Genomic DNA, 10,376 nt, shown 5'->3' with positions numbered 1-10,376 from the left:
ATATGCAGATGCACTCTCATAAAGATTTTTAGAATTGTAAGAAATGTCTTAAATTAAATCTCAAGAAGTCAAGATAAAAAGATTTTATTAATTTACCCTTGGCAGCAAACTGCTAAAAATTAAATCTCAAAGGTGGATAAAATTTTAGTGTATTTGGCAGATGACGATTTTGATGACCGCGAGCTTTTCGTTGACGCCTTGTCAGAATTGCCGTTGTCTACCGAAATACTACAATTTTCAAATGGTATAGAGTTGATGGATTGTTTATTTACCAATAAAACTTTACCACACATAATATTTTTGGACTTATTTATGCCATACATGGATGGTTTCGATTGTTTACTGGATATTAGAAATTTTACCAAGTTTAAGAATATTAAAATAGTCGTTTATTCATCGGTATTTCAAGAAAGAGAAGTGCGACAGTTAAGGGAAGATGGGGCAAATGGCTACATTCAAAAACCTAACTCATATATTATCTTAAAGAATTTAATCTATAAAGCGATTCACTCCCTATCCTCCCAACCCAATGAATCCTCTCATTTCGAAATCTTAATCTAATACCATAAAAATGAGAAAGTATTTTTTTATTGGTACTGTTAACAACGTATTCAACTCATATATAAAAGATTTCAAATCTTATATATCTTCAAATCTTAGAAATTAACCTCCAATAACCTCTCCGCCATTTATATGTAACACTTGGCCAGTCATGTAACTACTATCTTTCGATGCCAAATAAACATATGCTGGTCCTACTTCCGCTGGCTGACCGGGTCTGCCCAATGGCACATCCTTACCAAAATTGGCTAGTTGGTCGCCGTCAAAGGTTGCAGGTATCAAAGGAGTCCAAATTGGACCTGGGGCTATCGCATTTACCCTTACATTTTTATCGGCCAAAGATGTTGATAGACTTCTGGTAAATGAAACTATCGCTCCTTTTGTACTGGCATAATCAATAAGATGTTCAGATCCGCGATAAGCTGTTACTGAAGTAGTATTAATAATTGAATCCCCGCTTTTCAAATGTTCGAGAACCGCTTGAGTCATATAAAAATAAGAATAGATGTTAGTCTCAAATGTGGTTTTCATATTGTCGATTGATATATTGCGCAAATCTTTTTCGGGAAATTGCATGGCAGCATTGTTGACCAAGATATTGATTGAACCAAAATGCTCCAACGTTTGTTGAATTGCTTGATTACAGAATTCTTTCCTTTTAATATCACCTTGAATCAAAAGACATTCTGTTCCTTCCTCTTCAATTTCTTGTTGTGTCGCATGCGCATCAGTATATTCATTTAGATAAACGATTGCTACTTTCGCCCCCTCTCGCGCGAAATGTAGAGCAACACTTTTGCCTATACCGCTATCACCTCCAGTAATCAAGGCCACCTTATCCTTTAATTTTCCACAACCCTTATAGTCTTCACGAATGGACACTGGTTGTGGATGCATTTGCTTCTCAACACCCGGTTGACCTGACTGATGTTCACTTTTTTCTATAGTTATATTCTCCATTGTACATAGTTTTAGATTTATTTAAAACTAATGTTAGTAATGAGCTTTGATTAACGCTATTATGTTATTTGTTGACGCTATATTATTGGTATTTGGAAAAATGATTGAATCAAGACATTCCTGTATAGCATCAAAAATTGTAACGCCTCTTTACGAAATTTGAAAGTTCTTAAATTATTACGTAACATGGAAACTAGGGAAATTCGGTGGTTCAGTACGGAGCCATTTAACAAGATAGAGACCACTTTTAATCGACTTTTTGCAGGCTCTATAATTGAAGAACCTGAGAGATTAGATACTTATCTTTATACTTCATGCAATGAAGTGAATATTAAGATTCGTGATGGGCAATTGGATATTAAAAAACGGACATCAGAACCCAAATCGCGAATTAAAATAGGCTCTAACAGTGGATATGCAGAAAAATGGATAAAATGGTCTATTGATAACCCTTTACATGTTCGTCCATCCGAGCATTGGTATGAAGTCCGTAAGCAAAGGAAATTAGTGTTCTTGGATGAGCACAATAAGATTATGTCCTATAAAGAAGATGATAGTAAGCCCATTGGGCTTCAGATAGAACTTACCAATTTAAGTGTTGACGAAAAAACATTTCATTCAATTGCGTTGGAATGGTCCAGTAAAGAATATAATCAAAATGACGAAATACTTGAAAATTTATTAAAGGATTCCGAATTGAAATTACTTCAGTCGATGGGCTATCCGGAATATTTATCCACCATAGTAAACAAACCTTTAGCCCTTCTAGAATTTTAATGTTCCCGTTTTTCAAGTCTCTCAATCATGGATTTCATTTCTGCAATTTCCTTTCGTTGAGCTTCAATAATGTCGTCCGCCAATCTTTTGACCTCCGGATCAGTAATATTAGCCCTTTCACTTGTCAAAATGGCTATGGAATGATGTGGAATCATCGCTTTCATCCATTTGACATCATTAATCGGTTTTTGATAGCGCACTAGGTACGTTGCTAGCCCCATGATTAATAGGCTCAAACCTACAATTAGGCTATTCTTCCGACGAGAAGGATACATATCTCTCATAAAGAAATACATAATTAATGACATTCCCGAAACACCAATTATTGTCATGTACATGCGTGTCCAACTAAAGAACACGTGGCTAAGTTCATAGGTATTGAAATACATAGTGACATACATAGATATTCCAGAGCACACGAGCATCATCAAAAAATTTAAATAATTATCTAACTTCATAGTACTTGTTTTATGTGGAAAGACTAAAAATCTAGAGAAAACATAATATTTTAAATGATTCAAAAAAGGTAGAGTTTAATTCAATTTGAAGACACTGCCTAAAAATGGGGTTGTTTACCTCTAAGGAAAGAAGCAACAATTAAATTAATTATCATCTTGAAATATTCGAAAAGCTACCTTTACTGGCTACAGTAATTTTTCTAATTCCCCCAAAGAATCCTCAAGATTAGACTTTTCGAATAGCACAGGGCTAAAGACATCCCCCACATCAAGAATCCTTTGTTGTATATCATTTAAGGTAAAATATTGCGCACTGTCAATATGTCCCAATTCTTCCAACAGAAAAGGGGTCGAAATTGGCGCCTTCGGTAGTGGTCTAATAGAGTAGGTAGAAGCAACTGTTTGACCCCGCCTGTTCTGAAGATAATCCAAATAAATTTTCCCATTTCTTTTTTTGATGGTACGTTGCAAAGTAGTTAATTCAGGTAATCTCTTTTCAACAACTATACAAATCAGTTTAATAAAATCACGTACCTCCTCATAGGTATATTCCGCCCCCATTGGAATATACACATGAATTCCTTTAGAACCAGATAGTTTATAATATGATTTTAGTTGTAATTCATTCAATAACTCAGCCAAAACTTTAGTAACTATAATAATGTCGCTGAATGATTTGGCTACTGGAGGGTCTAAATCAATAATGGCATAATCGGGTTTTTCTAGACTATATTTTCTGGAATTCCAAGGATTTATCTCGATGCACCCTAAGTTAGCCATGTAAAGTAATGTCGCTGCATTTTGACAAAGCAGATAATTAATTTCCCTATCACTTGATTTCGAATAGATATTCAAGCTTTCAGCCCATTCGGGTAAGAAATCAACGTCCTTCTGATAAAAGCCTTCATTTTCAATTCCTTCGGGAAATCTATGTAAACTTTGAGGCCTATCCTTTAGGTATGGAATTATATAATCGGAGATACTTAAATAGTAATCTATTAGATGGTATTTACTTTTTTTGGATTCCTTCCAAAGTATTTTGTCCAAATTTGAAATAGGTACTTTGAATCCATCAACATCCACGTACTCTTTAATACTGCCTCCTCTTGGAATTCGTTCATCCCGAGTTATTAAAGAGTTATCGTGATCAATTGAATCTATAACGGGCTCTTCCCAATTCACCACTCTTTTAAAGACGGGTTGTCTCAAAAGGTTGTTTTTTGTCTTTTCTCTAAAATTGACTTCGCAAACCAACTTGGGACGAAGCCAAATCACTTTTTTTCCCTTTAATTTTATGGAGCTTTTAAATGGCGAATTTAATGTTTCAAACGAAGACATAATTCTTTTCAAATCATATTTCAGATCACTTCCAAAGCCCACACCGCAATTACCTATGTAAATAAGATTTCCATTAGCCTCTTTTGTCCCAAGTATTATGGAACTAAATGTCTCTCCTTGATCAGCAACAACATACCCACATATGATAGCGTCAATACTGTTACTTAACTTAATTTTCAACCAGTTCTCCGATCTTGTGCCTATCGCATAGTGGGAGTGAATTTCCTTTGCGATTATACCCTCCATTCTTGATTTTTTAGCCATCTCCAACAATGTCGTACCCATACCTTCAATATGGTCGCAAAATCTGGTAATGGATAAGTCTTCTAATACATTTGGAATTAAACTTTTTCGATCCAATAAAGGCAGATTGAGCATACTATGACCATTTAAATAAATCATATCAAATACATAATATCTCAAGATACCGCCGGAATCAGGGTAGTTATGCAGTTCTCCGAATTGAGAAATCCCTTGTTCATTTAGAATAACAACCTCCCCATCCAGTATTACATCATTATTCAGAGATTTAAGCTCATCAACCAGAACCGGAAATTTGCTATTATAGCTAACGCCATTTCTGGACTGCAACAAAACACCCTTATCGGAAATATGGGCTATTAATCTATAACCATCCCATTTTAATTCATAAATCCAGTTGGGGTCATTAAAAACCTTATCTCTAACAGTTGCTAGCATGGGAGAAAGAATTAATCCTGGCCTTAGATTCTTGGGATAAGTAAAGTTTTCCGTACCATCTGTAAAGGACTCGGCATCATATAAACCATTAACGGCAAATTCATCCTTTTTTTTAATCATAAGCCATTGTTCTTTCCCAGATTTCCATCCGGTTCGAACCAATGAATAATTTCCCTTAATATTTTGCCCATTAAAGAACAATTTTAAATTTCCTTGTTTAAGGGAAATTGAAATTTCAGAGACGTTGTTCATTCCATCTACCGTGTAGATTCCAAAATCCCAAATCTCCATTTCTCCAGCACCGTAATTCCCTTTGGGAATAGTACCCTCAAAATTCAGATACGAGACCGGATGGTCTTCCGTCCGCACCGCTAATCGTTTATCAGCAGGATTCAAAGAAGGACCTTTCGGAATGGCCCAACTCTTCAGAACACCGTCTATTTCTAACCTTAAATCATAGTGTAATTTTCTAGAAGAATGTCTTTGTATAACAAATCGATTATTACCGGCAATTGGGGAAATTTTACCAACGGGTTCCGAAGTTGTTGAAAATTCTCGTTTACTATTATATTCGTCTAAGCTCACAGTCTAGGATGCCTTTTTCTTTCTTTTTTCCAAACTAGCTTTAAGTTGTGCCATTAAGTCTTTGGCTTCAGTAGGCTTCGACTCGAAAGTTTCCCGTTTTATTTGAGAACCTTTAGCTTTCGATTCAATTATCTTTAAAAGTTGCTCATTATACACATCCTTAAACTTCTTAAAATCGAATTTCTCAGTATACTGTTCTATTAATGAATGTGCCATATCTAGCTCTTTCTTACTTACTTTTAATTGTGGTAAATCGAGTTCATCAGTATTTCTAATCTCATCTTCAAATCGGATTACATGAAGAACCAATGCATCTTTGTAATTACCAATTAGAGAGAGATGTTCCTTCTGCCTCATAACGAATGTTGCCACACCTAGCTTTTTCTTATCCTTCAATGCTTTCCTTAACAAGGCATATGCCTTCTCACCTCCTTTTTGAGGCTGAATAAAATATGGTTTTTTAAATAGGACATCTGCCACTTCATTTTCCAATACAAATTGCTCAATATCAATAGTTTTACTTTTTTTCATATTGGCATTCTCAAAATCTTCCTTTTCTAGAATAATGTACTTATCATTCTTCTTATATCCTTTTACAATATCTTTCCATTCGACTTCTTTACCAGTTTTCTCATTAATGCGTTTGTAACGAATACGAGAACCATCATGGCTATCTAACATATCGAGCTCCAAGGCACGCTCTTCCGACCCCGAATAAAGCTTAATTGGTATGGTAACTAGACCAAAATTTATAGAGCCATTCCAAATTGATCTCATGGAAATTAGATTAAATGAAGAATTTAAATTTTTTTATACCCTAAAAAGTAGTGTTCACTATTACTCTTAGTATTCGATTGAAATATAATTCTAAAATAACTCTGTAATGAATTCAAAAAGAGACAATTTTAATCCGGTCAAAATGACTAAGAAAACATTGAAAAGATGGAATAGTTTACCAACCCAAATACCACATGGGCACCGATCAGCTGCATATAAAACGTTGAAAGCTTAGTGCCCTTAGGTTTGCCATAAGAGCTTATCATGGCACACCACCCTACCACACCGATTAAACCTGCCAATAATCCAAAGATACCTCCCATTAATAACGTCTTTGGCAATGTTTGGCATAGATATAAGAAATGAAGTCCGAGTGACATGAAAAAACCTATTAGAAAATGAATTAACCATCCCCTATAATTATTATCATTTAGCGATGTATTCCCATCGTGGGTATTTGAAAAAAGCCGATTAAGAAGATGAGCTTCATTAAGCTTCAACCCCACTAAGACTTCAAGGAGTTGGCTATAAAGAGTCATAATAGCGGTACCAGTAATTGCCGCTAACAGAGTAACAGTCAATTCCATAAGATATTATGAATTATGCAATACGAAAATAAAGATGTTGATAATAAAGAATTATTCCTATTGAGTATTAAATTGATTTAGAAAATATCAAATTACTAAAAATTCTTTTTATGACTCATAGGGAATATTTTGCACGTGCTAGATAGGGCATTGGTAATTTACTGTAATTAATTAACATAATCGCCAAAGTCAATATTTCTACGGATACGATTACCTAGCTAATGTCAAGCCTTTTACATTTAAAAGAAAATTATAATCATGGCCTTATTCAATAGTCCAAAAAAACAAAATCTGATAATTATGAGCATTATAGCCCTTATAATATTAATTATTATTTCAATGACCTTAATGTCTTAAACTGATGGGCACTACTAAAATTTTTTAGGATGACGGAAACCATCGGTATTATGGCAGGAATCTTCACAACCATTGCTGCGATTCCTCAAATTGTTCGGGCCATAAAAAATAAAGGAGTAAAAGATGTTTCGCCCTTCATGTTTATAATATTGATAATTGGTGTTAGCCTATGGACTTGGTATGGTTTTTTAAAGCATGACCTACCGATAATAATTACGAATGGAATAAGTACTTTATTTAATGCAATTATGCTCCTTTTAATTATTAAATATAGAGATATAAAGTAATTAAAATGACCCTAGTTCGGTCCTCTATAATTTAAATTCATTTAAGTGCTCCCAAATTTCATCTACTAGTATTAATAGACAGAGAATAACACTTTGGACAGCATGAATACACTCAGTAAGTTTAAATGAAATAGGGCCATGTTAACGGGAATTCAGCTAATGCGATATTGAAAAAATCATTGCGAACTTCAACTATCTTTTTCGTCATCGTTCATTGCCAAAGGGTGGTCTTGCATTCCGAGTCCAACGATTTTAATAATATTTACAACCGTATTTTTAAGCATGAGAACTACCACGATGAGTGCACCACTCAATATGGCACTTACACCTAATGTTATGTAGTAAATGATGGTAAACCACTCCGGCGGTATGCTATCTGACTCGGTTATAGGCAAATTAAAAATCAAAAAAGAAAGTAAAGAAACAATAAATATTACCGTATCAAGCTGAGCAATTTGCATCACATGCAAATAATGATCCTTTTTTAGCTTTGAATTACTGGTAGAGCTAAGTCCCAATAAAGTTAAAAGTAAGGCCAGTATACTAGCCGAGGCCAGGACGATTGTATTGCATAATACATTAAGTCCTGAGAGAGAATTCTTGATTAAAACTTTTGCCTCATACCCGCTCAGCTTACCTAATAAAAAAGTTCCACTCAATAAGAATAATATTGCAAAGACTCCTCCCCATATAGCCTTCTTGGTTGATGTTGAAATATACATGACATTTTGATTTAAAGAGCGGTACTCCTAACCGTACCGCCCTTTCAACATAGTGATAATTAACAGCTTACTAAGATTATTTTATTCTAAAATCTATTTTTCTTTAAGAGTCCAAATACGACCTACTTTTGCGCCGAGATAATTTATTGTATTAGAATATAACAATGCCTTTTCTGGCAGGGTAACAGAATTTGCTAGTATTGGGTCATCCCCGTTTGGTATTTCACTCATTGTTTTCGCTATTGTTTAACATAATTCACTGTATTCATGCAACACTTCAAGAATATTTATATTCTTACGTAAGGTCAAAATTCGATTTTTTATTAAAATTGATAGAGCAATCGGGAGGTTAGGGCTTTCGATTAAAGCTATATAATTATCCAAATTTTCCAAGCAATAATTGAGGCAATCGGAGATTATTTTTTCGGATTGTTTGGCGTGATAAGTTTTATGGTCCCTATCAGTACTTGGTATATTTAAGTAAAAATCTCTTCCCAAAAGGCTCTCGATAATTGCTTTAAGTTCTCTGTTGTGCAATTTTAATTCATTCAACGATTTTAGAAAAAATGACTTGATTTTCGAGGAACTGAGCTCCATGTAAGTATGATGAATCAACTGTTCTAAAATCGAATTACTAACGACCACAACTCGAATCTTATCCTTTAAATCTAAATCCATCGAAACGACAGTATTATAAGATTAAATTTACATTGCACCTCAATAACCGATTAATTCAAATAATCAGAAAATTATCTTTTAAGGTTTTACATGTTTCCTAGCGAAATGTTTTAGAATCATTTCTTAAGTTAATTTTCTATACCAGGTGGAACGTTTGAAAAAGGAGAAACGGCTGCCTAGCGATTAATCATCTACAACTTTAAAGTTCATGTAAACTGGGTTAAGGCCTGATATTACTAAATAATTGATCAATTCAGTCTAAGAAAAGTTCACTAAATAAATACTCCCCGTGATATGTTTAACTCGTATCAACATCTAAATTCCTCTAAGTCCGTGGGGAAGACTTTGAGCCCTTTATTCTCAAGCTTTAACTCCAAATTTTGTCTTGACTCTGAATAGAAGATTTCATCATCTATATGTATTAGTTCATTCTCGAAGGAAATATTTACTTTAGAAACTTTACAAAAAGTCGAGAAAAGACTTAAATCAGATTTAGTGGTACTTCCATTTAGTAATTTTTTTAAATAATCAACAAAAAAACTCCGGTGATCAATGGTGATCATCAATAAATCTAAAAATCCATCCCTTGTATTTCCCTCGGAGGGAATTGGTATTTGGGGGCCCAAAAAATGAATATTCATCACTTCAACTAACATAAAGTTTCCTTGGAATGTACCTGAATCTGTCACTATATTTAATTGAACACCCTCAAACCTCCCGACTAAATCGATCATAGATTGAAGGGCATAATTAATTTTGTCCTTAGTTGCATGAAATTTTTCTGGGGCTTTCTGCATTTCTTGGATTAGATGCGGGAAGATCCCCAAACCCATACCTTCAAAAAAATTTAATTTTGTAGCATGTCCATTTATAATCCCAAAGTCAAAATTGGTATCATTCTTATTTCTCTCTTGCAACCTATTTAGCCTCAGCGAATGATATATATTGTTAGCGGTACCAAGTGGCAATATTTCAATTTCGGGTCTCTTATCTTTTTCAATTTCAAGAATTCTGTTCATTACTTTCGTTACTGTACCATCACCGCCTGCTATGAAAAGTTTAATACCAGGTTTAGGAGAAAACTTCCTCCATGCATCCTCATCCTTTGTAGAGATATAGGCTACGGAATAATCATAGGACATCATTAGATTTATAATGAATTTTTTGTTGTGCAATCCACAGCCCGCAGTAGGATTGTGCACAATTTGAGCATACTTCATTTTGAGCTGTCATTATATGTTTTACCCTATAAATTTCAGTTTATTATGCTTTTAATACTACCTCATTTAAAACAAAAATTTCTCCTTTCAAGTCAATTTTATGGAAGCATAAGGTTTTAATATTATGTATTTTACAATTGCAAAAATTCGATATAATGAAAATATTAGTAACAAATGATGATGGAATCTACAGTCCAGGAATCTTCAGTCTTGCTCAGGTAGCTGCTGAATTTGGCGAGGTGTTGGTGATGGCTCCGGATGTGGAACAATCATCCATGGGACAGGCCATTACTTCTGGCCGACCCATTACTTATAAAAAATCTCCAATCCATTTTGAAGGTATTGAGGCTTACCGAGTCGCGGGCACACC

At 34.4% G+C, this 10,376-nt stretch carries 11 protein-coding genes; 4 read left to right on the top strand and 7 right to left on the bottom strand.

Annotated features, from left to right (window positions below):
• Nucleotides 1-132: 132 nt before the first annotated feature.
• The gene (locus BIZ36_RS20205) at nt 133-561 is read left to right on the top strand and encodes a response regulator (protein ID WP_187459672.1); all 429 of its coding nucleotides are present in this window, start codon (nt 133-135) and stop codon (nt 559-561) included.
• Between the two features lie 102 nt (nt 562-663).
• On the opposite strand, the gene BIZ36_RS20200 is transcribed toward BIZ36_RS20205, so the two are convergent.
• Complete coding sequence (locus BIZ36_RS20200; protein ID WP_187459671.1) at nt 664-1,521, bottom strand: SDR family oxidoreductase; 858 nt, start codon at nt 1,519-1,521, stop codon at nt 664-666.
• Nucleotides 1,522-1,707: 186 nt separating this feature from the next.
• On the opposite strand from BIZ36_RS20200, the gene BIZ36_RS20195 reads away from it, so the two are divergent.
• Nucleotides 1,708-2,298, top strand: coding sequence for a hypothetical protein (locus BIZ36_RS20195; protein WP_187459670.1), 591 nt, complete (start codon nt 1,708-1,710; stop codon nt 2,296-2,298).
• On the opposite strand, the gene BIZ36_RS21210 is transcribed toward BIZ36_RS20195, so the two are convergent.
• The 4 genes from BIZ36_RS21210 to BIZ36_RS20175 form a co-directional block, all read right to left on the bottom strand.
• Nucleotides 2,295-2,534 carry a DUF305 domain-containing protein gene (locus BIZ36_RS21210; protein ID WP_286175029.1) on the bottom strand — a complete coding sequence of 80 codons (240 nt, stop codon included), beginning with the start codon at nt 2,532-2,534 and terminating at the stop codon, nt 2,295-2,297. The two genes, BIZ36_RS20195 and BIZ36_RS21210, sit on opposite strands and share 4 nt — an antisense overlap.
• Before the next feature lie 408 nt (nt 2,535-2,942).
• The gene (gene ligD / locus BIZ36_RS20185) at nt 2,943-5,378 is read right to left on the bottom strand and encodes a DNA ligase D (RefSeq protein ID WP_187459668.1); all 2,436 of its coding nucleotides are present in this window, start codon (nt 5,376-5,378) and stop codon (nt 2,943-2,945) included.
• A 3-nt stretch (nt 5,379-5,381) separates the two neighbouring features.
• Nucleotides 5,382-6,155, bottom strand: a complete 774-nt coding sequence (gene ku, locus BIZ36_RS20180) for a non-homologous end joining protein Ku (protein ID WP_121848586.1) — start codon at nt 6,153-6,155, stop codon at nt 5,382-5,384.
• A 146-nt stretch (nt 6,156-6,301) separates the two neighbouring features.
• Nucleotides 6,302-6,742, bottom strand: coding sequence for a hypothetical protein (locus BIZ36_RS20175; RefSeq protein ID WP_187459667.1), 441 nt, complete (start codon nt 6,740-6,742; stop codon nt 6,302-6,304).
• Nucleotides 6,743-7,128: 386 nt separating this feature from the next.
• Between BIZ36_RS20175 and BIZ36_RS20170 the strand changes: the two genes are divergently transcribed.
• Nucleotides 7,129-7,386, top strand: coding sequence for a SemiSWEET family sugar transporter (locus tag BIZ36_RS20170; RefSeq protein WP_187459666.1), 258 nt, complete (start codon nt 7,129-7,131; stop codon nt 7,384-7,386).
• Nucleotides 7,387-7,574: 188 nt separating this feature from the next.
• On the opposite strand, the gene BIZ36_RS20165 is transcribed toward BIZ36_RS20170, so the two are convergent.
• A complete protein-coding gene (locus BIZ36_RS20165) occupies nt 7,575-8,108 on the bottom strand; it encodes a hypothetical protein (RefSeq protein ID WP_187459665.1) in 534 nt (177 codons plus the stop codon).
• A gap of 986 nt (nt 8,109-9,094) precedes the next feature.
• Nucleotides 9,095-10,006 (bottom strand): diacylglycerol/lipid kinase family protein, encoded by a 912-nt coding sequence (locus BIZ36_RS20160; protein WP_187459664.1) that lies wholly within the window; start codon nt 10,004-10,006, stop codon nt 9,095-9,097.
• 155 nt (nt 10,007-10,161) lie between these two features.
• Between BIZ36_RS20160 and BIZ36_RS20155 the strand changes: the two genes are divergently transcribed.
• Nucleotides 10,162-10,376 (top strand): 5'/3'-nucleotidase SurE (locus BIZ36_RS20155; protein WP_222937491.1); only part of this gene is annotated, 215 nt, incomplete at its 3' end.

Origin of the sequence: Cytophaga sp. FL35, assembly GCF_014349235.1 — a bacterium.
Classification (GTDB): Bacteria; Bacteroidota; Bacteroidia; order Flavobacteriales; family Flavobacteriaceae; genus Euzebyella.
The sequence above is the reverse complement of the archived record's forward strand: the minus strand, read 5'-3'. Positions and strand labels throughout refer to the sequence as shown.

Excerpts from the sequence above, each read along its gene's own strand:
- BIZ36_RS20170 (WP_187459666.1), top strand. The coding sequence starts at position 7,129 with ATGACGGAAACCATCGGTATTATGGCAGGAATCTTCACAACCATTGCT.
- ku (WP_121848586.1), bottom strand. The coding sequence starts at position 6,155 with ATGAGATCAATTTGGAATGGCTCTATAAATTTTGGTCTAGTTACCATA.
- BIZ36_RS20160 (WP_187459664.1), bottom strand. The coding sequence starts at position 10,006 with ATGAAGTATGCTCAAATTGTGCACAATCCTACTGCGGGCTGTGGATTG.
- BIZ36_RS20175 (WP_187459667.1), bottom strand. The coding sequence starts at position 6,742 with ATGGAATTGACTGTTACTCTGTTAGCGGCAATTACTGGTACCGCTATT.
- BIZ36_RS20200 (WP_187459671.1), bottom strand. The coding sequence starts at position 1,521 with ATGGAGAATATAACTATAGAAAAAAGTGAACATCAGTCAGGTCAACCG.
- BIZ36_RS20165 (WP_187459665.1), bottom strand. The coding sequence starts at position 8,108 with ATGTATATTTCAACATCAACCAAGAAGGCTATATGGGGAGGAGTCTTT.
- BIZ36_RS20195 (WP_187459670.1), top strand. The coding sequence starts at position 1,708 with ATGGAAACTAGGGAAATTCGGTGGTTCAGTACGGAGCCATTTAACAAG.